This is a genomic window from Micropruina sp., assembly GCF_047602385.1.
In the GTDB taxonomy this organism is placed as follows: domain Bacteria; phylum Actinomycetota; class Actinomycetes; order Propionibacteriales; family Propionibacteriaceae; genus Micropruina.
The window spans coordinates 558215-580086 of sequence record NZ_JASGHL010000003.1 but is presented as its reverse complement, the minus strand read 5'-3'; the positions used below and the strand labels follow the sequence as shown (position 1 = coordinate 580086).

Genomic DNA, 21872 nt, shown 5'->3' with positions numbered 1-21872 from the left:
CATGACAGATACCAAATCCCCCCAGCTGTCGGCGCTGGACGCCGAACAGGTCGGTTACAAACAAACCCTCGGACGCCGCCACGTCCAGATGATCGCGATCGGCGGCGCCATCGGCACCGGCCTGTTCCTGGGCTCGGCGTCGCGACTGCACAACACCGGCCCGGCCCTGGTGCTCAGCTACGCACTGGTCGGCCTGATCGCCTACTTCCTGATGCGAGCGCTCGGCGAGCTGGTGCTGCACCGGCCCACCTCGGGTGCGTTCGTGTCGTACATGCGTGAGTTCTTCGGCGAGAAGTGGGCCTTCACCACCGGTTGGATCTACTGGATGAACTGGGTGCTGACCGGCGTCGCGGATCTCTCCGCGGTCGGTCTCTACATGCAGTTCTGGTTCCCGACGCTGGACACCTGGATCACCGTGCTGGTCGGGCTGGTGGTCGTGCTGGCGGTCAACCTGATGTCGGCCAAGGCGTTCGGCGAGTTCGAGTTCTGGGCGGCGATCCTCAAGGTCGGCGCCATCGCGGTGTTCCTGGTGGTCGGCACGGTCGTGGTGGTGGGCGGCTTCAACGTCGGCGGACACCAGGCCGGGTTCCACAACCTGTGGAGCAACCCGGGTGGCTTCTGGCCCACCGAGTCGCCCTATGTCTGGTACGGCCCGCTGCTGGTGATGTCCGGTGTGGTCTTCGCCTACGCGGCCATCGAGATGGTGGGCGTGGCGGCCGGCGAGATGCAGAACGCGGCCCGCGAGGTGCCCAAGGCCGTCAACGCCGTCATCATGCGGATCGCGATCTTCTACGTCGGCTCGCTGCTGCTGCTGGTGTCGATCCTGCCCACCTCCGACTACAAGCCGGGCATCAGCCCCTTCGTCACCGTGTTCGGCAAGCTCGGCATGGACTGGATGAGCGCCCTCATCCAGGCGATCCTGATCATTGCCGCGATGTCCAGCCTGAACGCGGGAATGTTCTCCACCGGACGCGTGCTGCGCAGCCTGGGCATGTCGAAGCAGGCGCCGATGTTCACCCTGAAGATGAGCAACTCGGGTGTGCCCTGGGCCGGCATCGTGATGACCGCCGCCGTGATGGCCCTCGGTGCGGTGCTGAACGCCTTTGTCCCGAACGCCTTCGAACTCGCCATCGAGGCGACCGCGATCATGATCGTGTTCACCTGGGCGACGATCTTCGCCTGCCAGATCAGGCTGCGCCAGTTAATCGACAAAGGCGTGGTGCCACCGACACCGTTCCCAGCGCCAGGCTCACCCTGGACGTCCTATATCGGCTTGGCCTTCCTGGTCTTCGTCGTGGTCGGGATCGCGATTCTCGGGCTGGCAGAGCGCCGAGGAGTTCTCGCACAAGATCAACTTCCTGGTGGTGGTGTTCGGCATCCCGGTGCTGAGCGGGTTGCTCGCCCTCGGCTGGCGGCTGGTCAAGCCACGAGTGATCGCGGACACCGGCGGCCGGATCGAGTCGGTCTGGACCGACACCGGACCCAGGTATGGCGATGCCACCGTCGCCGACCCCGATGCCGACACCCCGGCCCACTGAGGCGGAAGGACCACATCGATGCGTATCACGACACATTCACTGACCCGGCTGCTGCTCGCCGCCGGGGCGTCCATCGCGTTGCTGCTGACCGGTTGCAGCAACCCCGGTGAGGTCAAGAACCCCACCCCGATCGCCGGCGCGACCACCTTCAGCAAGCTCCGGATCGGCATCTCGTTCGACGAACCGGGGATCGGCGTGGCGACCGCTACCGGTGAGTCGGACGGCGTCACCCTCGGCAAGGACCCCAAGGGCTTCGACGTCGACACCGCGACCTACGTGGCCAAGGCGCTCGGGGTACCCGCCGAGGCCATCACCTGGGTGAAGGCCGACCCGGTCGACCGCGAGCGGCTGCTGGAAGAAGACAAGGTCGACCTGGTGCTGTCCAGCTACACCATCAACGACGAGCGGCGGCGCCGGATCGACTTCGCCGGCCCGTACTTCGTCGCGCACCAGGATCTGCTGGTCCGGCGCAATGACGAGGAGCTGACCGGTCCGGACCGGTTGAAGGGCCGGACGCTCTGCGCCGCCGTGAACACCACCTCGGCGCAGAACGTGCTGAACCGGTACCACGGTGACGTCGCGCTGGTTCAGCCGAACACGTTCTCGGAGTGCGTCAAGCGACTGGTGGACGGCGACGTGGACGCGGTGACGACCGACGACGTCATCCTGGCCGGCTTCGCCGCGCTGCCGGCCAATAAGGGCGTGCTGCGCGTCCTCGGCCAGGGCTTCTCCGACGAGCCGTACGGCATCGGCATCCGCAAGGGCTCCGACCAGCTGGTCACCCAGGTCAACCAGGCCCTGACCAGCTACATCGCGGACGGATCCTGGAAGGCGTCGCTGGAACGAAATGTGGGGCCGTCCGGGTACAAGATTCCCAATCCGCCCACACCAGGCAAGTGACAATGGTCGGTGGTCGCCCGGGCGTGCTCGTCCGGGCGATAGCCGCGCTCGCGGCCACGCCACCGTTCGCCGGCCTGGACGCCCGCACCATCGAGGCCCTGGCCGCGGGTTCGCGGATCGCCGAATATCGCGCCGGTGAGTTGATCCTGGATGCGTTCCGGGCGCAGCCCGGCGAGATCATCGTGGTCGTCTCCGGGCGCGTCCGGGTCTGGCAGGACGCCGACCGCCCGCACGACCCCGCGGCCCCCGAGCGACTCGCCGGGCCGGGGGAGGTGTTCGGGCTGAACGCGACGCTGTCGGGAAAGGCGATCGGCCCGTTGGTGGTCGCCGACATTCCGGTCCGGGTGCTGCGGGTGCCGTCGGAGCGGGTGGCCCGGGCGCTGCCCGAGAGCGAGCCGGCGATGGCCGGCACAACGATGGTCCCCGACGACCTGGCCGAGGCCGGGGGCCGGATCCGGCTGGACGATGTCGGCGTGGATCCCCTGGTCGTCGTGGACGGCTCGGCCAGCATTCGCGCGACCGCGGTAGCGATGGCGGGAACCGGGGTGGCCGGCGTCCGGCTGCCCGGCGGGGGACTCGGGGTGGTCACCGATCGCTCGCTGCGGCGGCAGGTGCTCGCCACCGGGATGACCGCGGACTCCCCGGTCGCGGGGGTCGCGGTGACCGATCTGCCGCGGGTCGACCGGCACGCGTCGGCGACCGAAGCCGTCGTCCTGCTGCTCGACTCCCGGGCCGACCATGTGCTGGTGACCGGATCGGACGGCTCGCCGGTCGGCGCGGTCGAGGCCCGCGACTTCATCGGGTCGCCGGTCACCCCCGGGCTGCTGCTGCACGAGCGGATCCGGCGGGCGGACGAGATCCCCGCGCTGGTGGCGCAGGCCCGCCGGATGCCGGCGCTGCTCGCCAACCTGCTGGCCGGCGGACTGGCCGGCCCCTGCGTGCTGAGCGTGTACTCCGCTCTGGTCGACGCCGTCACCCGGCGGATGCTCGAGCTGGTCTTCGCCCGGCACCCCGAGGTGTCGCTGGACGCCTTCAGCTGGCTGTCGCTGGGTAGCAACGGCCGCCGCGAGTCCACCCTCAGCTCGGACGTCGACTGCGCGGTGGCCTTCCACGAGCCGCTCCCACAAGCGGAGATAGACCGCTACCGGGAGGTCTTCCTCGAGGTCATCAGCGCACTGGCCGACGCCGGGCTGACCGGCGACGGCCACGGCGCCACCGCCGCGCACCAGTTGTTCGCCCGCAGCAGCGCCTCCTGGGAGCAGATCGCCGGGGAGTGGGTCGCCGATCCCAGCCAGGACAACGGCGCCATGATGGTGTCGCTGCTGCTCGACGCCCGCTCCATCCACGGCGACCCGGCGGTGCCGGGCGTTGCGCACATGGTCGCCGAGCTGCGGGCCCACGCCGGCAGCATGCGGATGTTGCTGGAGGAGTCCCTGTCCAAGCGGGCGCGGCTGCGTCCGCTGCGCCGGGTGTTTCCCGGCCGGGAGGCGTTCGACATCAAGCGGGAGGCCCTGCTGCCGATCGTCAACCTGGCCCGCTGGGCGGCGCTGATGGTGGGCTCGAGCGCGCTGCCGACCACCCAGCGGCTGCGGGCGGCGTCCGGGTCGTCGATCCTGCCGGGGCGGCAGGCCGACACCCTGGTCGAGGTGTTCGAGGTGTTGCAGTCGATCCGGCTGCGCCGCCAGCTCAAACAGGTAGAGCGTGGCCGGACGCCCACCGACCTGCTGCGCCTGGACCGGATCTCGGCGATCGACGGCAGCATCATCGCGCGCGCCGTCCGCGAGATCGCGACGGTGCAGCAGCGGATGGCGAACCTGTCGCGCTACGAGAATCCGGAGGACTGGGGCCGGCCCGACCCCCAGTCGGACAGCGACCCTTGGCAATGAGCCTGCTGCGCCTCGGTGCCGGTCAGCGCGTCGCCGTGATCGGCGACATCGGCGGCCATGCCGACGCCCTGCGCGCCGAGTTGGCCCGGCTGGGGGTGAGCGGCGACGGGGCCGGGCCACTGCCCGCGGACCTGTTCGTGGTGCAGGTGGGCGACCTCATTCATCGCGGCCCGGACTCGGCCGGCGTGGTCGGTCTGGTCGACCGGCACCTGGCGGAGTCGCCCGGTCGCTGGATCCAGCTGGTCGGCAACCACGAGGCCTTCTACCTGCGGCGGCGCCAGTTCAGCTGGGACGAGCGGGTGTCGCGCCCCACCGCGGTGACCCTGCGGCGCTGGTGGAGTTCTGGGCTGATGCGTCCGGCTGCGGCGATCAGGGCCGGCGGCGAGGACCTGCTGGTCAGCCACGCCGGGCTCACTCGCGGCTTCTGGCAGGACGTGCTCGGCGCCCCGACCGACGTCGTCGCGGCGGCCGACGCGATCAACTCCCTTGCCCGGCGCCGGGGCCGGGCCCTTTTCAAGCCGGGCACGATGCTCGGCTGGCGCGACCCGGACCACAGTGCCGGGCCGGTCTGGGCGGCAGCCGGCACCGAGGTCGCCGCGAGCTGGTCGGGCCGGGAACTGCCGTTCAGCCAGGTGCACGGTCACAGCTCGGCCTACAACTGGCAGACCGGACGCTGGCACCTGGACGACGAGTTGCGCGCCGCGGCTGTGTGCGACGACGAGGCGAAACACGTCGTGATCACCCTGCCCGGCGGCCGACTGGTCGGCATCGACCCGGGGCACGGGGCGCTCGGCGACCGGCTCTGGCGCTCGTTCGAGCTGCCCGGGTGAGCCGGATCGCTCCGGTGGCCGGGTCCCGGCGGCCGGTGTACCGAGCGGTCGGTCGGCAAGGAGGCGGTGAGGGCCTCACACCTTCCGGATCCGGACCCAGCTGACCTGATGGTTCTCGTCCTTGCGCAGGATCGCGGTGGCCCGGCCCCGGGTGGGCCGGATGTTGAGCTCGAGGTTGGGTCCGTTGATGGTGTCCCAGAAGGTGGTGGCGGTGGTCAGCGCTTCGGCCTCCGACATCTCGGCGTAGCGGCGGAAGTATGACTGCGGATCGCGGAAGGCGGTCTCCCGGAGGGCGAAGAAGCGGTCGACGTACCACTGCCGGATGAACGCCGTCCGGGCGTCCACGTAGACGGTGAAGTCGAAGAAGTCGCTGACCGCCAGCGCGGTGCTGCCGTCGGAGCGCCGACGCGCCGGCTGCAGGACGTTCAGCCCCTCGACGATCAGGATGTCCGGGTCGCGCACCACGATCCGCTCGTCCGGGACGATGTCGTAGATCAGGTGCGAATAGACCGGCGCGGTCACCTCCGATTTGCCGGATTTCACGTCGATGACGAACTGCAGCAACGCGTGCCGGTCGTAGGAGTCGGGAAAGCCTTTGCGGTGCGCGATCCCCATCGCCTCGAGCATGTGGTTGGGATACAGGAAGCCGTCGGTGGTGACCAGGTCGACCTTGGGACGCCGCGGCCCGCGGGCCAGCAGTTCCTGCAGCAACCGAGCCGTCGTCGACTTGCCGACAGCCACCGACCCGGCGACACCGATCACGAACGGCACCTGCCGGTGGTTGATGCCGAGGAAGTCGTGACTGGTCCGGTAGAGGGCGCCGGTGCGCTCCCAGTACAGGTTCAGCAGCTGGGTCAGCGGGTGGTAGACCTGCCTGACCTCGTCGGCGTCGGTGGGGTCGCCGAGGCCGCGCAGCCGGGCCAGCGTGTGGTCGTCCAGCTCCCAGGGGACCGCCTCGGCCAGTTCGCTCCACTGGCCGCGGCTGAGCGCGACATAGGGACCGTAGGGGTCGTCCTCGGGCGCGAGCGGCATTCCCGGTGGAAGCACGATCGGCAATTGATCCATGACACCTCGCTGGGTTATGTGCGCCACCAGTCTGCCCGTCGGTGAGGCGACTGGCGGCAGGTTTGCGGCGTGTTGTCCGCGGTGCCCGACCTGCCGGTGCGCTGGCAGAGACCTCGGTACAGTTCCCGGCATGTGCGGAATCATCGGTTACGTCGGTCCTCGCGATGCCAGCAAGGTGGTGGTCGAGGGCCTGCGCCGGATGGAGTATCGCGGCTACGACTCGGCCGGCGTGGCGGTGGTCGCCGATGGTGCGCTCGACGTCCGGAAGAAGGCGGGCAAGATCGCCAACCTGGACGCCGAGACCGCGGGCCGTCCGCTGGCGGTGAGCGGGACCGGCATCGGACACACCCGGTGGGCGACGCACGGCGGCCCGACCGACTTCAATGCGCATCCGCACGTTTCCAGCAACGGCCGGGTCGCGCTGATCCACAACGGCATCATCGAGAACTTCGCCCCGCTGCGGGCCGAGTTGCAGCAGGCCGGTGTGGAGTTCCGCTCTGAGACCGACACCGAGGTGGCCGCCCAGTTGCTCGGACGGGCCGTGGACGAGGGCGCCGACCTGGCTGATGCGATGCGAGCCGTCTGCGGCCGGCTGCACGGTGCCTTCACCCTGGTCGCCATCGACGCCGCCGAGCCGGGGCGGCTGGTGGCCGCCCGGCGCAACTCGCCGCTGGTGGTCGGGGTCGGCGAGGGCGAGAACTTCGTGGCCTCCGACGTGGCGGCATTCATCGAGTTCACCCGGCAGGCGATCGAACTCGGACAGGACCAGGTGGTGGACGTCACCCCCGAGCAGGTGATCGTCACCGACTTCGCCGGGCGTCCGGCCCAGAGCCGTCCGTTCGAGGTGACCTGGGATCTCTCCGCCGCCGAGAAGCAGGGCTACGACTGGTTCATGCGCAAGGAGATCTACGAGCAGCCGCAGGCGGTCGCCGACACCCTGCTCGGCCGCTACAACACCGACGGCTCGCTCAAGCTCGACGAGCTGCACATTCCCGAAGCCGAGCTGCGCACCATCGACAAGATCATCATCGTGGCTTGTGGCACCGCCTATTACGCGGGCATGGTCGCCAAATACGCGATCGAGCACTGGACCCGGATCGCCTGCGAGGTCGAGATCGCGTCCGAGTTCCGCTACCGCGACCCGATCATCACCGGCCGGACCCTCGTGGTCACGCTCAGCCAGTCCGGTGAGACCGCCGACACGCTGATGGCGATCCGGCACGCCCGCGAGCAGGGGGCGAAGGTGATCGCGATCTGCAACACCAACGGCGCCACCATTCCGCGCGAATCGGACGCCGTCATCTACACCCACGCCGGCCCCGAGATCGGCGTCGCCTCGACCAAGGGCTTCCTCACCCAGGTGGCCGCCTGCTATTTGCTCGGCCTCTACCTGGCCCAGGTGCGGGGGACGAAGTTCGGCGACGAGATCGCCGCGATCATGAGCGAGCTGGCCGAGACGCCGGGGCTGATCCAGCGGGTGCTGGACGAGATCGAGCCGATCAAGGAGCTGGCGGCGAAGTATGCCGAGCAGGAGTCGGTGCTCTTCCTGGGCCGGCACGTCGGCTACCCGGTGGCGCTGGAGGGCGCGCTGAAGCTGAAGGAGATCGCCTACCTGCACGCCGAGGGGTTCCCGGCCGGCGAACTCAAGCACGGCCCGATCGCCCTGGTCGAGGACCAGCTGCCGATCTTCGTCGTGGTGCCGCCGCAGGGCCGCGACCAGCTGCACGACAAGGTGATCTCCAACGTCCAGGAGGTGCGGGCCCGCGGCGCGTTCACCATCGTGCTGGCCGAGGACGACGACGACGAGGTGACGCCGTACGCGGACTTCCTGTTCCGGCTGCCCAAGGTGTCCACCCTGATGCAGCCGCTGGTGGCCACCATTCCGCTGCAGATGTTCGCCTGCGAGGTGGCCACCCTGAAGGGCTACGACGTCGACCAGCCCCGCAACCTGGCGAAATCGGTCACGGTCGAGTGATCGTCGGCATCGGCATCGACGTCTGCCCGGTCGAGCGGTTCGCCTCGGCGGCCGCCCGGGAGCGCCTGCTGGCCAGGCTGTTCACCCCGGCCGAGCGGGACACGTCGATGAACCGGATGGCCGGACGGTTCGCCGCCAAGGAGGCGCTGGCCAAGGCGCTCGGCGCGCCGGCCGGACTCTCCTGGCACGACGTGGAGGTGCGCAAGGACGACCTCGGCAAGCCCTTCTTCCACTACACCGGGACGATCGCGGCGCGAGTCGCCGAACTGGGCATCGCCACCGTGCATCTGTCGATCACCCACGACGCCGGCATCGCCGCCGCGGTGGTGGTCTGCGAGGCTTGAGCCTGTGAGGGCGGCATATCTGGCGGAGACGATCCGGGCGGCCGAGGAGCCGCTGCTGGCCGCGCTGCCCGGGGTGCTGATGCAGCGAGCGGCGTCCGGACTGGCGTCAGCGCTGCTGCGCGAGCTGTCGGCGATTCGCGGCCGGACCTACGGCGCCCGGGTGCTGGTGCTGGCCGGGTCCGGCAACAACGGCGGCGATGCGCTGTACGCGGGGGTGCGGCTGCTGCGCCGCGGGGTGCGGGTGCGGGCGTGGCGGACCGGCTCGTCGGTGCACGAACAGGCGTGGCGGACCGGCTCGTCGGTGCACGAACAGGCGTGGCGGGCGTTCCTGGCCGCCGGCGGCCGTGAGGTCGACCCGCTCGGCGCGCTGGACGAGTTGCCGGCGTCCGACCTGGTGGTGGACGGCGTGCTCGGCATCGGCGGACGTCCCGGCCTGCGGGAACCGGTCGCCCTGTTCGCCCGGGCCTGCGCCGACGCCGGGGTCCCGGTGGTGGCGGTCGACCTGCCGTCCGGGCTGGGCGCGGACCTGCCGTCGGTCGAGCTTGTCGAGACCACGTCCGGTGGGGTCTCGACAAGCTCGACCAGCGGTGGCTCGACCAGCGGGGCCGCGCACTTCACCGCCACCCGCACCGTCACCTTCGGCGGGCTGAAGTTCTGCCAGGTGCTCGAGCCGGCCGCGTCCGCGTGCGGGGTGGTCGAATTGGTCGACATCGGGCTCGACCTGCCCACGCCCGACCTGCGCTGCTGGGAACGCTCGGACGTCGCGGCCGCCTGGCCGGTGCCGGACGCCACCAGCGACAAATACTCCCGGGGCGTGGTCGGCCTGGACACCGGTTCCGACAGCTACCCCGGCGCTGCCGTGCTCTCCACGCTCGGAGCCGTGCACGCGGGCGCCGGCATGGTCCGGTTCGCCGGTGCGGACGGCGCGGTTGGCCTGATCCGGCAGGCGGCGCCCAACGTGGTATTCGGCGCCGGACGCGTCCAGGCCCGGGTGCTCGGCTGCGGCTGGGGTGAGCGGCCGGACGGCGCCGCGGTGGTCGAGCAGGCACTGGCCGAGGAGCTTCCCCTGGTGCTGGACGCCGACGCGCTGCGCTTCCTACCGCCCGGCGAACTGGGGGAGCGGGTGCTGCTCACCCCGCACGCCGGCGAACTGGCCCGGCTGCTCGAGATCGAACGCGCCGCGGTGAGCGCCGACCCGCTCGCCGCGGTCCGCAGCGCCGCGACCCGGTTCGGGGCCACCGTGCTCCTCAAAGGCGCCACCCAGTACGTCTGCGGCCCGGACGGCGCGGCCAGCGTCGCGGTGCCGGGACCGTCCTGGACGGCGCAGGCCGGCTCCGGCGATGTGCTGGCCGGGGTCTGCGGGACCCTGCTCGCCGCCGGTCTGGCCCCCGCGACGGCGGCACTGGCCGCGGCGTCCGTCCAGGCGCTGGCCGCCCGGCTGAACCCGGGTCCGCACCCGCCGCAATGGCTCGCCGAGCGGCTTCCGGACGTGATCGGCGCACTCGCCGGGCCGGTCGCGTCCGCTGGGTTGGCCGGATAGCGGCCGAGGATCGCCGCCACGCCGTCGAGATGACAGAATCCGGGGGTGGCGCTCCGTGCCGCGCCAGCGACACCCCGTCGACGAGGAGAACCTGATGGAACAGACCCTGGTGATCGTGCTGATCGTCGCCGCGGTGGCAATCGCGACCATGTATCTGATGCGCAAGCGGAAGCCGGGACCGGCCGCGGCTGCGACGCCGCCCGCGACCCCCGCTCCCTCCGCGCCGCCGGTCACCGCCGAGGGGCTGCTCGATCAAGCCGCCGCCGGGCCGGCCATCACGGTGCTGGACGTCTCCGAGCCGACCGAGATCGACGACACCGACGCCATCCTCAAGCTGCGGGCGATCGAGCTCAACGGGACCGCGACCAACAAGCAGGAGGCGATCCCCGAGGCAGGCAGGCTGCTGGTCTCGGCCGGCGCGGTCGACGAGAGCTACATCGAGTCGATGTTCGAGCGCGAGCGGTCCGTGTCCACCTACATGGGGAACTTCCTGGCTATTCCGCACGGCACCAACGAGGCGATGCGGGCGATCCAGTCCTCGGCCGTCTCGGTGGTGCGCTACCCCAACGGGATCGAGTGGAACGGCAACCCGGTCAAATTCGTCATCGGCATCGCCGCCGGCAACGGCCAGCACCTGGAACTGCTCGGCCGGATCGCCGAGGCCTTCCTCGATGAGGCCAAGGTCGCCCAGCTCGAGCAGGCGAGTTCCGCCGACCAGGTCTGGCGGATCCTGGCCAAGATCAACGGCTGAGGCTCGCGCTCCCGCTACCCCGGTTTCGCTGGTTGAGCCTGTCGAAACCCGGTCGGTGAGGTCTCGACACGCTCGACCAACGATGATCAGTCACTGCTGGTTGAGCCTGTCGAAACCCGTGGTCGATGAGGCCTCGACACGCTCGACCAACGATGATCTGCGTTTCCTCAGGGCGTCCCGGACGGCTGGTCCCGCTCGAGCAGGGCCTCGGCCAGCGACGAGTGGGTGACCAGCATCGTGACCAAGCCGCTGCGTAGCGCGGCCAGCACGGCGGGATGCTTGTCGCTGCCGTAGGGAATGGCGATCCGTTGCGACATCGCCCCGAACTGGGCGGCGGTGACGCTGATCATCCGTTCGTTGAGCGGGGTGTGCAGCGGCTCGCCGTCGGCGGCCAGGCAGACTCCGGCGATCTCGGCGCAGACGCCGGCCCGGGCGCCTTCGGCCCGCTCGGGCGGAGTGGCGGCCTGGTAGAGCGTGGACAGTCCGGGTGCCCAACCGCCGATCCCCACCACCGCGACGTCGGCCGAGGACGCCTTGTCGAAAGCCCGGACGATCTCGGGCTGCCGCCGCAGCGCGTGAGCCGTCGCGGCGTCCGGCACCAGGAACGGCGCGAAGTACAGGTAGGCCGGACCGCGGCACACCCGGGCCAGGTCGCGGACGATGTCGACCGCCGTCTCGTCCTCGATCGACCCGGATCGCTCGTTCGGCCGCGGCAGCACCCCGGTCAACTGGACGACCGAGGCCTGCGGCATCCGCTGCGCCTGGCGGACCATCGACTGCACGCAGCGCGCCCAGGCCAGCCCGATCAGGTCGCCCGCGGTGACCACTTCGGCGAGCAGATCGGCGGCGGCCCGGCCAAGCATCGAACGCAGTGACTGCTGGTCCCGCTCGGGGCAGTCGACGACCACCGCGTGCTCGAGCCCGAACCGCTCCCGCAGCCGGATCGAGCGGTCCAGGTCGATCGTCCCGGACTGCTGGATCTCGATCCGGACCATTCCGGCCTGGCGGGCGACCTGCAGCAGCCGGGCGACCCGGAACCGGCTCACCCGCAGGTCGTCGGCGATCTCGACCTTGGTCTGGCCCCGGAGATAGTGCCGCCGGGCGATCTCGGCGGCGAGCACGAGTTCGGCTGGGCCCTTGAATACCGTCGCGGACGGCTGCTCGGGTGCGCTCATTTGAGGGCTGACGCTATCAGAAGGCGGCTGATCGCCCCCGGCCGGCGACCCTGCGCCCCGTCCGGAGCCGGCCGGATCCCTCGGCGCGTCGGCGGAGCGCCGCACAGATGAGTGCGCGAGCCTCATTCTCGCTCGTGTCGGGCGTCGCTGTGTGGCTCTCTTCGCGGACCCGGTCTAGTGTTTCAGGATCACGCGCGCGTGGCCCGAGAGCAGTGCCGCAGGGCCCGCGCCGAGCACTGAGGAGACATATATGTCGACCACTACCGCTGCGCCGAAGGGCTCGGCGCGCATCCACGTACAGAAGTTCGGAACATTCCTGTCCAACATGGTGATGCCCAACATCGCCGCCTTCATCGCTTGGGGCTTCATCACCGCGATCTTCATCGAAGCCGGCTGGATCAACCTGGCCGCTAACGGCACCCTGCCCAACGACAGCTGGGTGGCCAAGATCGGCGGCTGGGGCGTCGACGCCAGCACCTGTGCCGCGAAGATCATGCTGCCGAGCGGCGAGTCCCAGGCCCTCGCCGATGGGCTGCAGCATTGCTCCGCCTACGGCGGCATCGTCGGGCCGATGATCACCTACCTGCTGCCGCTGCTGATCGCCTACACCGGCGGCAAGATGGTCTACGACGTCCGCGGCGGCGTCGTCGGCGCGATCGCGACCATGGGCGTCATCTCCGGCACCTCGATCCCGATGTTCATGGGCGCGATGATCATGGGCCCGCTGGGTGGCTGGACGATGAAGAAGATCGACGCCATCTGGGACGGCAAGATCCGGCCCGGCTTCGAGATGCTGGTGAACAACTTCTCGGCCGGCATCTGGGGCATGATCCTGGCCATCTTCGGCTTCTTCGTCATGGGCCCGATCGTGTCCGGGTTCAGCGGCATCCTGGGCGCCGGCGTCGGCTGGCTGGTCAACTACCACCTGCTGCCGCTCACCTCGGTGATGATCGAGCCGGCCAAGATCCTGTTCCTCAACAACGCGATCAACCACGGCATCCTGACCCCGCTGGGCTTGGCGCGGGCAGCCGATACCGGCAAATCGATCCTGTTCCTGCTCGAGGCCAACCCGGGTCCGGGTCTCGGCCTGCTGCTGGCCTACTCGGTCTTTGGCAAGGGTTCGGCCAAGGGCTCGGCGCCCGGTGCGGCGATCATCCACTTCTTCGGCGGCATCCACGAGATCTACTTCCCGTACGTGCTGATGCGGCCGGTGCTGGTGGTTGCGATGATCGGTGGCGGCGCGTCCGGTGTGGCGGTCAACCAGCTGTTCGGCACCGGCCTGCGGGCGCCGGCGGCACCGGGATCGATCATCGCCATCTACGCCCAGACTGCGACCGACAGCTACCTGGGGGTCACCCTGGCGGTGCTGGCCGCGGCCGCGGTGACCTTCCTGATCGCGATGGTGATCCTGAAGACCGCCAAGGGCGGCGACGACGACCTGGCCGCCGCGACGGCGTCCATGGAGCAGATGAAGGGCAAGAAGTCGTCGGTCTCGGCGTCCCTGCTCGGCGATTCGGGCCCGGGTGTCGCCGGTGGCCCGATCAAGAGCATCGTCTTCGCCTGCGACGCCGGGATGGGCTCCTCAGCGATGGGCGCCTCGGTGCTGCGCAAGAAGATCCAGTCCGCCGGGTTCAAGGACGTCAGCGTGGTCAACAAGGCGATCTCGAACCTGACCGACACCTTCGACCTGGTGGTCAGCCATCAGGACCTGACCGACCGGGCCAAGCAGGGCACCCCGTCGGCGATCCACGTCTCGGTGGACAACTTCATGGCCAGCCCGCGCTACGACGAGGTGGTCGAGTTGTTGCAGCAGACCAACGGCGGCGGCGCGCCCGCAGCCGCACCTGCACCCGCGGCTGAACCGCTGCCGGCGGCCGGTGCCCCGGCGTCGGTGGGCGGGATGTCTGCCGCGGTGGCCACCCAGGTGGCCGAGGTCGACGAGGCGGACGCGGTGCTGAAGCTCTCCTCGATCGTGCTGGAGGGTTCCGCGACCGATCGCGACGGCGCCATCACCGAGGCCGGCGAACTGCTGGTGGCTTCGGGCAACGTCGATGCCGGCTATGTCGCGGCGATGCACGAGCGGGAGCGGTCGGTGTCCACCTACATGGGCAACCTGCTGGCCATTCCGCACGGCACCAACGAGGCCAAGTCGATGATCACCAAGTCGTCGATCTCGGTCACCCGGTACCCGGGCGGCATCGACTGGAACGGCAATCCGGTGAAGTTCGTGATCGGTATCGCCGGTGCCGGCAACGATCATCTGGAACTGTTGGGCAAGATCGCCGAGGTGTTCCTCGACGAGGCCCAGATCGCGCAGCTGGAGCAGGCGACCACGCCGGCGCAGGTGCGGGACGCGTTCGGAAAGGTGAATGGCTGACATGAAGGCAGTGCACTTCGGGGCCGGCAACATCGGTCGTGGATTCGTCGGGCTGTTGCTCCGAAACGCCGGCTACGAGCTGGTGTTCGCCGATGTGGCCGAGGCGCTGATCGAGGGACTGCAGAACTCTCGAGTCCTACGCCGTCCACGAAGTGGGGGACGACCCGCGCACCACTGTGGTGCGCGGGTACTCCGCCCTCAACTCCGCGAAACAGGCCGCGGAGCTCACCGCCGCCATCGCATCGGCGGACATCGTGACCACGGCCGTCGGGGCGCACATCCTGAAGTTCGTGGCCCCGGCGATCGCGGCCGGGATCGCGGCGCGTCCGGCCGGCGGGCCCAGGGTGGCGGTGATGGCGTGCGAGAACGCGATCAACGGCACCGACATCCTCAAGGCCGAAGTCGAGCTGGCCTACCCCGGCGACGACCTGGCTGACCGGGCGTTGTTCGCCAACACCGCGGTCGACCGGATCGTCCCCGCGCAGGCGCCGGACGCCGGGCTCGACGTCACCGTCGAGAACTACTTCGAGTGGGCCATCGAAACCCCGCCGTTCGAGGGTGCGGTGCCCGAGATCCCCGGAGTCACCTGGGTGGAGGACCTGGAGCCCTACATTGAGCGCAAGCTGTTCACGGTGAACACCGGCCACGCCACCGCGGCCTGGTTCGGCTACGCCGCGGGCATCGAGAAGATCTCCGACGCGCTCGCCGACCCCTCGGTGTCGGCGAAGGTGGCCGACGCCCTGGCCGACACCAAATCGCTGATCGTCGCCAAGCACGGCGTCGACGACGCGGTGCAGAGCGCCTACGTGTCGAAGATCCTGAAGCGGTTCGCCAACCCGTTCCTGCCCGACACCACGTTGCGGGTCGGACGCGGACCGCTGCGCAAGCTGAGCCGGCACGACCGGTTCATCTCGCCGGCGTCCCAGTTGGCCGAACGGGGCATGTCCTGCGACGGCCTGCTGGCGGCGATCGGTGCCGGGCTGCAGTTCGACACCAGCGAGGACCCCGAGGCGGTCGAACTGCAGCGGCTGCTCGGCGAACTCTCCCCCGAGGACGCGGTGGCGCAGATCACCGGCCTCGAGCCGGAGCACCCGCTCTACCCAGCGGTGCTGGAGGTCTTCGCGGCCCGCCAGGCCTGAGCTACCCGCACGATCGGACGGCGCCCCGGGTTCCCCGGGGCGCCGTTTCGGTCGCTGGGGACGGTTCTCCTGGTCACCGGGGACGGTTCTCCTGGTCGCTGGGGACGGTTCTCTTGGTCACTGGGGACGGTTCTCTTGGTCACCGGGGACGGTTCTTCCGGTCGCTGGGGACGGTTCTCTTGGTCACCTTCTGCGGTCATCCGGCGCTCCGGAGCGGACGGCCGCCGCGCTAGGTGGCCTGAAGAGCGGACGAGCGCGCGCTTGGTGACCTGAAGAGCGGACCAGCGCGCGTGGTGACCGAAAGAACCGTCCCCGGTGACCGGAAGAACCGTCCCCGGTGACCAGGAGAACCGTCCCCTGGCATCCGGACGGGGTGATCCTGGGCGAGGACTACAGTGGGACGGCCCCAATCGCCAATCAAAGGAATCGCCATGTCCGCCCCGTCCGCGACCGTCGTCGCCGAGGCCGGCCTGCCCGACGGCGGGAACCTGCGCATCCTGCGGGTGGACGCGTCCCGCGCCGCCGACGTGCTGCGGGTGGTGCACGCCGCGTTCGCCGCGCGTCCGCCGGTTGATCCGCCGGCCAGCTGCGCTGTCCGACACCGAGCGGACCATCGCCGACAAGCTGGCCACCGGCTTCGGCGTCCTCGGCGAACTGGACGGCGAACCCGCCGCCGCGCTGATCGTGGCGCTGGACGGCGACACCGCCACGATCACCCGGGTCGCGGTGCACCCCGACCATCAGCATCGCGGCATTGCCAGCGCGCTGGTGCTGTGCGCGACTGACCTGCTCGCCGCTCGCGGCACGCGGACGCTGGGGCTCGGCGTGCGTACCGAGTTTCCCGGGCTCGGCCGCTGGTGGCGCCGGCACGGCTTCGCCTGGGTGGGCGAGCAGCCGCCGCTCGAACTGTTGCAGCGCAGCCTCCCGGTGCTGGTCGAAGCACCGACCGCGGACGCCATGCGCGACCTCGGCGAACGGCTCGCGGCCCTGCTCACCTCCGGGGACGTGATCATCGCCACCGGCGACCTGGGGGCGGGAAAAACCACCCTCACCCAGGGCATCGGTACCGGCCTCGGCGTGCTCGGCCCGGTCATCTCACCCACCTTCGTACTGTCCCGGGTGCATCGGAGCGTCGCCGGCGGCCCCGCCCTGGTTCATGTGGACGCCTATCGCCTGGGCAGCTTCGACGAACTCGAGGACCTCGACCTGGAGGCGTCCCTGGCCGATGCGGTAACCCTGATCGAGTGGGGCGGCGGCATCGCCGAGGGGCTGGCCGATGACCGGCTCGAGATCGACATCAGGCGCGGGCTCGACCCCGAGGACGAGACCCGGCTGGTGTTCTTGTCCGGTATCGGTCCGCGCTGGGCCGGTAGGCAACTGGAGGAACTGCGATGAGCCGCACGCTGACGCTCGGAATCGACACCTCGACCGACGTCCGGGTGGGTCTCGCCGACAAGGGGGTCGTCCTGGCCGCCGGTGCGGTCGCCGACAACCGGGCCCACGCCGAGCAACTGATGCCGCTGGTCAACGCCACTCTGGCCGACGCCGGCCGGACTCTGGCCGACATCGGCTCGATCGTGGTCGGCGTCGGACCCGGTCCGTTCACCGGGCTGCGGGTCGGCGTCGTCACGGCGCAGACTCTGGCTTTCGCGCTCGGCGTCGGTGTGCGCGGGGTCTGCTCCCTGGACGCCGTCGCCGCCGGACACCGCGCCGAGGCCGCGGGCGAGTTCCTGGTGGTCAGCGACGCGCGCCGTCGCGAGGTCTACTGGGCGCGCTACGCCGCCGACGGACGCCGCGTCGAAGGACCCTTCGTGGCGCCGGCGTCCGAGTTGCCCGAGTTGCCGGTGATCGGTCCCGGCGCGGCCCTGGCCGGTGCCGCCGCCACCCCGTTGGACGGCGGTGTGCTGGCTATGGCCGGCCCCGGCCTGGGCGACGCCGGGCTCTCCCCGCTGTATCTGCGGCGTCCGGACGCCGAGGTGCCGACCGCTCGAAAGTCCACCCTGCTGCAGCCCCGGCTGGCGCGCGGCGCCACCCGGTGATGACCGATCAGGCGGTGATCCGGACGGCGGAACCGGCCGATCTGGACGGCCTGCTGGCGCTGGAGGTCGCCGGCTTCGACGAGGCGTCCCGGTGGAGCCGCGACTCATGGGCCGCGGAGTTCGCCGGTGGTGATCGGTGCGTGCTGGTCGCCGAGTGCAGGTCCGGCGGCTCGGAACCGGACCCTGCCGAACTGGTGGGTGTCGCCACCTTCCAACTGGTCGCCGACGTCGCCGACCTGCACCGGGTGGTGGTCGCTCCCGAGCATCGCCGGCACGGCATCGGACGCGGGCTGATCGAGGCCGGACTGGCCTGGGTCGAGGAGCGGCGGGGTGGTCGCGTGCTGCTGGAGGTCGAGCACGACAACGCCCCCGCGCTGGCCCTCTACCGATGGCTCGGGTTCACCGAACTGGCCCGCCGCAAGGACTACTACGGTGCCGGACGGCACGCGCTGGTGATGCAGCGCACGACCGGGACGGGACGAGATCACGGAATGGAGAGTTGATGCCGATGAGCGGCCCACTGGTGCTGGGGATCGAATCGTCCTGCGACGAGACCGGGGTCGGGATCGTCCGCGGACACGAGCTGCTGGCCAACGAGGTGGCATCCTCGGTCGAGCAGCACGTCCGCTACGGGGGAGTGGTGCCCGAGATCGCCTCGCGCGCCCACCTGGAGGCGATGCGTCCGGCCCTGGAGCGGGCGCTGGCCACCGCTGATGTCGACCTGACCGAACTGGACGGCATCGCCGTCACCGCGGGGCCGGGCCTGATGGGCGCCCTGGTGGTCGGGCTGTCGGCGGCGAAAGCCCTTGCCGTGGCGCTGAACAAGCCGCTCTATGGACTGAACCACCTGGTTGGGCACGTCGCGGTCGACCTGCTCGATCACGGACCGCTGCCACAGCCGTGCGGGGCGCTGCTGGTCTCCGGCGGGCACACCTCGCTGCTGCTGGTCAACGACATCACCGGTGACATCGTCGAGCTCGGCTCGACCATCGACGACGCCGCCGGCGAGGCCTACGACAAGGTGGCCCGGGTGCTTGGGCTGGCCTATCCGGGCGGGCCGGTGATCGACAAAGCGGCGGCGAACGGCGACCCGAAGGCGATCCGCTTCCCGCGTGGGCTGACCGCACAGAAGGACCTGGTCAAACACCGGTTCGACTACTCGTTCTCAGGGTTGAAGACCGCGGTGTCGCGCTGGGTGGAGACTCGGCGCCGCGACGGTGAGGACGTTCCGGTGGACGATGTGGCGGCGTCCTTTCAGGAGGCGGTCTGTGACGTGCTCACCGCCAAGGCCGTGGATGCCTGCGAGCATTTCGGGGTCTCCGACCTGCTGATCGGCGGCGGGGTGGCGGCCAACTCCCGGCTGCGGGCACTGCTCGAGCAGCGGACGGCCGAACGCGGCATCGCACTGCGGCGTCCGAGGCCGGGGTTGTGCACCGACAACGGCGCGATGATGGCGGTGCTCGGCTCCGAGGTGATCAGCCGCGGGCTGCGCCCCTCGGCCCTGGACATCGGCGCCGACTCCGGGCTGCCGGTCTCGACGGTGCTGGTCTGATGCTGACCCCGATCATCGGCGTGCTCGGCTATGTGCTGCACCCGGACGGCGGGCGCGCGCTGATGGTGCTGCGCAGCCGCGACGGGGACGTCCACCAGGGCAAGTACAACGGGCTCGGCGGCAAGCTGGAGAACGACGAGGACGTGATCGGCTGCCTGCACCGCGAGCTGATGGAGGAGGCCGGCATCACGGTCACCGCCGAGCGGTTGCGTGGCACCATCTCCTGGCCCGGCTTCGGCGCCGGCGGCGAGGACTGGTTCGGCTTCATCTTCGTCGTGGACAGCTTCACCGGAACCGCGCCCGATCGCAACGACGACGGCCCGCTGCACTGGGTGCCGGTCGAACAGCTGCTCGGCAGGGGGGAGCCGTTGCCGATGTGGCCCGGCGACCGGCACTTCCTGGCGCTCGTCTTCGACGACGACCCGCGTCCGTTCCACGGGGTGATGCCGTATGTAGACGGCGAGGCGACCGGCTGGACCTTCCACCGCTGAGCGACTGCTGGGGACGGTTCTCTTGGTCACCGGGGACGGTTCTCCCGGTCACCGGGGACGGTTCTCCCGGTCACTGGGGACGGTTCTTTTGGTCACTGGGGACGGTTCTGTTGGTCACTGGGGACGGTTCTTTTGGTCACCTAGGACCGCCCAAGTCAGCCGAACGTACCCGCCGGCGGCCCTTCGGTAGCGTGCAGCTTCAGCACTCCGGATTTGCTCATCCCGGTCGCGGACGCGATCTGGGCGTAGCGGACGCCTCGCATCCGGAGCTCGCGGATCACCCGTCGCCGGGTGGGTAGGGGAAGGTGGCGGAAGCCGTCCGGATTAGCTGTGCCGCACGACCGCTGGAGTAGCTCGACAACCTCATCGGGTGTATGACGAGGCGGGCGGGTGTGGAGCAAGTCAATCTCGGCCGAAGCGCGTAGGTGGCCGGCGGCGATCTCAGTGAGACCGCCGTCCATCATGAGGCTCTTGAGCGCAGCGTCATCGACCAAGCTCGACTTCCGTTCGAGCAATCGTCTGCTGCTCCATCGGTAGTCCTCCGGACGGCCGGAAAGACCTGCCTGCACAGGGTTGTCCCATACGTAGCGAACCAGTGCGAACAGGTACTCATCGCTCTCAACCGGACGGCTCCGGAAGCGATCCTGGAACAGGTGACCCACACGTCCGTACTTGCGGTTGAACCAGCCGGCATACCTGACACCGAGGCGCTTCATGACTAGCGCGAGCGGTTCATCGACGGCTCGAATCACCAAATGAACGTGGTTCGGCATCAGGCAGTACGCCAGCACTGCGCAGTTCGAGACATCCTTGGTGAGTTGGAGCGCATAGAGGTAGCGCTCGTAGTCCTCGTTGTCCAAGAAGATGGCGTCGCGGTTCACGCCCCTAGCCATCACGTGGTAGACGGCCGAGTCAGCGAGTTGTCGAGAGTGACGGGGCATGGCTCCTCCAGTAGTCAGTGGAGGTAGGAGCCTAGGCACGGGACGACCTCGTCAAGGGGCCGCGGCAGCAAATTGTGGATAACTCCATCGAGAAGCAGGAGCTCGAGTGGGGTTGCAGCCAACGGAAGGAGCCTCGGTGACCGGGAGAACCGTCCCTGGTGACCGGGAGAACCGTCCCCGGTGACCAAAGGAACCGTCCCTGGTGACCAAGAGAACCGTCCCTGGTGACCGGGAGAACCGTCCCTGGTGACCGGGAGAACCGTGAGCGCGGTGCTGCGGTCTAGTGACGGCGACGTCCGAGACGGGTCAGGAGGCGGTCACTTCGGCCGAGATCGCGGCGATCTGCTCGGGCGTGACCCGGCAGCAGCCGCCGAGGGCGCGGACGCCGGCCGCCAGCCAGGCTCGGGCGCTGCCGGTGACGGCGGCGCTGCCCGTCCAGCTGCGGGCCTTGGCGTCCCAGGCCTCGCCGCTGTTCGGGTAGAACACCACCGGACGACGTCCGCCGACCGCGCTCACCACGGCGGCGGCATCGTCCGGCTCGCAGCAGTTGGCGCCGAGGGCCACAACGTTCGGTACTTCGGCGGCGATTGCGAAGGCTTCGGACGCCGGCTCGTCCAGCCGGGTTCGGTCACCGACGGTGGTCAGGCTGATCCAGGCCGGGACGCCCAGCAACGTGAGTTCGGCGGCCAGCGCCTCGGTCTCGGCCAGCGAGGGGACCGTCTCCACCGCGAGCAGGTCGGCACCGGCCTCGGCCAGGATCTCGAGCCTGGGGCGGTGCCAGGCGCGCAGCTCGGCGACGCTCAACCCGTAGTCGCCGCGATATTCGGAGCCGTCGGCCAGGGTGGCGCCGTAGGGTCCGACGGACGCCACCACCCAGCGCGGCCCACCGAACGCCTCGGCCGCCTCAACCGCCAGCCGGACACTTCGACGCAACGCTTCGCGGGCATCGGCGGCGGTGTGGCCGGCGGCTTCGAATCCCGATTCGCTGACCTGATAGGACGCTGTGGTGGCCACCTCGGCCCCGGCGGCGAAGAAGTCCTCATGGGCGGCGCGGATCTCGGCAGGGTCGGTCAGCAGCAGCCGGGCCGACCAGAGCGTGTCACTCAGATCATGCCCGCGCGCCTCCAGCCGGGTGGCCAGCCCGCCGTCGAGGACGACGGCGCGATCGGCCAGCGCCGAGGCGAACGAAACCATGGCATCACCGTAGCGGGCAGCTCGGGCACTGCGATCCCTGGGCCACCTCCGGCTGCCGTTAGTGAGATCGGTGAGCCCAGAGCACGAAATGTCTGCACTCAACGCGAGCCTCGCGGCGCAGCGCGCCGTGACCCA

At 70.0% G+C, this 21872-nt stretch carries 19 protein-coding genes and 2 pseudogenes; 17 read left to right on the top strand and 4 right to left on the bottom strand.

Annotated features, from left to right (window positions below; translation table 11 throughout):
- Position 1: 1 nt before the first annotated feature.
- From QM711_RS12255 to QM711_RS12240, 4 genes are read left to right on the top strand one after another with little or no spacing between them, the layout of a single operon-like run.
- Positions 2–1648 (top strand): amino acid permease, encoded by a 1647-nt coding sequence (locus QM711_RS12255; protein WP_415099700.1) that lies wholly within the window; start codon positions 2–4, stop codon positions 1646–1648.
- Positions 1557–2438 carry a glutamate ABC transporter substrate-binding protein gene (locus QM711_RS12250; protein ID WP_415099698.1) on the top strand — a complete coding sequence of 294 codons (882 nt, stop codon included), beginning with the start codon at positions 1557–1559 and terminating at the stop codon, positions 2436–2438. Before QM711_RS12255 ends, QM711_RS12250 begins: the two co-directional genes overlap by 92 nt.
- Before the next feature lie 2 nt (positions 2439–2440).
- Positions 2441–4324 (top strand): putative nucleotidyltransferase substrate binding domain-containing protein, encoded by a 1884-nt coding sequence (locus QM711_RS12245; protein WP_415099696.1) that lies wholly within the window; start codon positions 2441–2443, stop codon positions 4322–4324.
- Positions 4321–5154: a metallophosphoesterase gene (locus QM711_RS12240; RefSeq protein ID WP_415099694.1), complete on the top strand. Its 834-nt coding sequence runs from the start codon at positions 4321–4323 to the stop codon at positions 5152–5154. The genes QM711_RS12245 and QM711_RS12240 overlap by 4 nt, the downstream gene beginning before the upstream one ends.
- 75 nt (positions 5155–5229) lie before the next feature.
- Here the strand turns inward: QM711_RS12240 and coaA are convergent, their stop codons facing one another.
- Positions 5230–6219, bottom strand: a complete 990-nt coding sequence (gene coaA / locus QM711_RS12235; RefSeq protein ID WP_415099692.1) for a type I pantothenate kinase — start codon at positions 6217–6219, stop codon at positions 5230–5232.
- Positions 6220–6349: 130 nt separating this feature from the next.
- Between coaA and glmS the strand changes: the two genes are divergently transcribed.
- The 4 genes from glmS (at position 6350) to QM711_RS12215 (ending at position 10829) form a co-directional block, all read left to right on the top strand.
- Positions 6350–8194 (top strand): glutamine--fructose-6-phosphate transaminase (isomerizing), encoded by a 1845-nt coding sequence (gene glmS, locus QM711_RS12230; protein ID WP_415099690.1) that lies wholly within the window; start codon positions 6350–6352, stop codon positions 8192–8194.
- The gene (locus QM711_RS12225; protein WP_415099688.1) at positions 8191–8538 is read left to right on the top strand and encodes a holo-ACP synthase; all 348 of its coding nucleotides are present in this window, start codon (positions 8191–8193) and stop codon (positions 8536–8538) included. Before glmS ends, QM711_RS12225 begins: the two co-directional genes overlap by 4 nt.
- A 4-nt stretch (positions 8539–8542) precedes the next feature.
- Positions 8543–10078, top strand: a complete 1536-nt coding sequence (locus QM711_RS12220; RefSeq protein WP_415099686.1) for an NAD(P)H-hydrate dehydratase — start codon at positions 8543–8545, stop codon at positions 10076–10078.
- Positions 10079–10172: 94 nt separating this feature from the next.
- The gene (locus QM711_RS12215; RefSeq protein WP_415099684.1) at positions 10173–10829 is read left to right on the top strand and encodes a PTS sugar transporter subunit IIA; all 657 of its coding nucleotides are present in this window, start codon (positions 10173–10175) and stop codon (positions 10827–10829) included.
- A gap of 167 nt (positions 10830–10996) precedes the next feature.
- On the opposite strand, the gene QM711_RS12210 is transcribed toward QM711_RS12215, so the two are convergent.
- Entirely contained in the window at positions 10997–12004 is a 1008-nt protein-coding gene (locus QM711_RS12210; protein WP_415099682.1) for a sugar-binding transcriptional regulator, read from the bottom strand.
- Between the two features lie 250 nt (positions 12005–12254).
- Here QM711_RS12210 and QM711_RS12205 point away from each other — a divergent pair, with 250 nt between their 5' ends.
- The 9 genes and pseudogenes from QM711_RS12205 (at position 12255) to QM711_RS12165 (ending at position 19602) form a co-directional block, all read left to right on the top strand.
- A complete protein-coding gene (locus tag QM711_RS12205; protein ID WP_415099680.1) occupies positions 12255–14381 on the top strand; it encodes a PTS mannitol transporter subunit IICBA in 2127 nt (708 codons plus the stop codon).
- Positions 14374–14502 (top strand): annotated as a pseudogene (locus tag QM711_RS12200) (mannitol-1-phosphate 5-dehydrogenase); the annotation flags it as partial. The gene QM711_RS12205 and the pseudogene QM711_RS12200, both read left to right, overlap by 8 nt.
- 25 nt (positions 14503–14527) lie before the next feature.
- A pseudogene (locus QM711_RS12195) lies at positions 14528–14947 on the top strand (hypothetical protein); the annotation flags it as partial.
- Complete coding sequence (locus QM711_RS12190; RefSeq protein ID WP_415099982.1) at positions 14945–15520, top strand: hypothetical protein; 576 nt, start codon at positions 14945–14947, stop codon at positions 15518–15520. The pseudogene QM711_RS12195 and the gene QM711_RS12190, both read left to right, overlap by 3 nt.
- Positions 15521–16090: 570 nt before the next feature.
- Positions 16091–16915 carry a tRNA (adenosine(37)-N6)-threonylcarbamoyltransferase complex ATPase subunit type 1 TsaE gene (gene tsaE / locus QM711_RS12185; RefSeq protein ID WP_415099678.1) on the top strand — a complete coding sequence of 275 codons (825 nt, stop codon included), beginning with the start codon at positions 16091–16093 and terminating at the stop codon, positions 16913–16915.
- Positions 16912–17559 (top strand): tRNA (adenosine(37)-N6)-threonylcarbamoyltransferase complex dimerization subunit type 1 TsaB, encoded by a 648-nt coding sequence (tsaB, locus tag QM711_RS12180; protein ID WP_415099676.1) that lies wholly within the window; start codon positions 16912–16914, stop codon positions 17557–17559. The genes tsaE and tsaB overlap by 4 nt, the downstream gene beginning before the upstream one ends.
- Complete coding sequence (locus tag QM711_RS12175; protein WP_415099674.1) at positions 17559–18062, top strand: GNAT family N-acetyltransferase; 504 nt, start codon at positions 17559–17561, stop codon at positions 18060–18062. Before tsaB ends, QM711_RS12175 begins: the two co-directional genes overlap by 1 nt.
- 5 nt (positions 18063–18067) lie before the next feature.
- Entirely contained in the window at positions 18068–19111 is a 1044-nt protein-coding gene (tsaD, locus tag QM711_RS12170) for a tRNA (adenosine(37)-N6)-threonylcarbamoyltransferase complex transferase subunit TsaD (protein ID WP_415099672.1), read from the top strand.
- Positions 19111–19602, top strand: coding sequence for an NUDIX hydrolase (locus tag QM711_RS12165; protein ID WP_415099670.1), 492 nt, complete (start codon positions 19111–19113; stop codon positions 19600–19602). The genes tsaD and QM711_RS12165 overlap by 1 nt, the downstream gene beginning before the upstream one ends.
- Before the next feature lie 155 nt (positions 19603–19757).
- On the opposite strand, the gene QM711_RS12160 is transcribed toward QM711_RS12165, so the two are convergent.
- Positions 19758–20543, bottom strand: a complete 786-nt coding sequence (locus tag QM711_RS12160) for a transposase (protein WP_415099668.1) — start codon at positions 20541–20543, stop codon at positions 19758–19760.
- Positions 20544–20849: 306 nt separating this feature from the next.
- On the bottom strand, positions 20850–21737 hold the full coding sequence (gene mmuM, locus QM711_RS12155) for a homocysteine S-methyltransferase (RefSeq protein ID WP_415099666.1): 888 nt from the start codon (positions 21735–21737) through the stop codon (positions 20850–20852).
- Positions 21738–21872 lie beyond the last annotated feature (135 nt).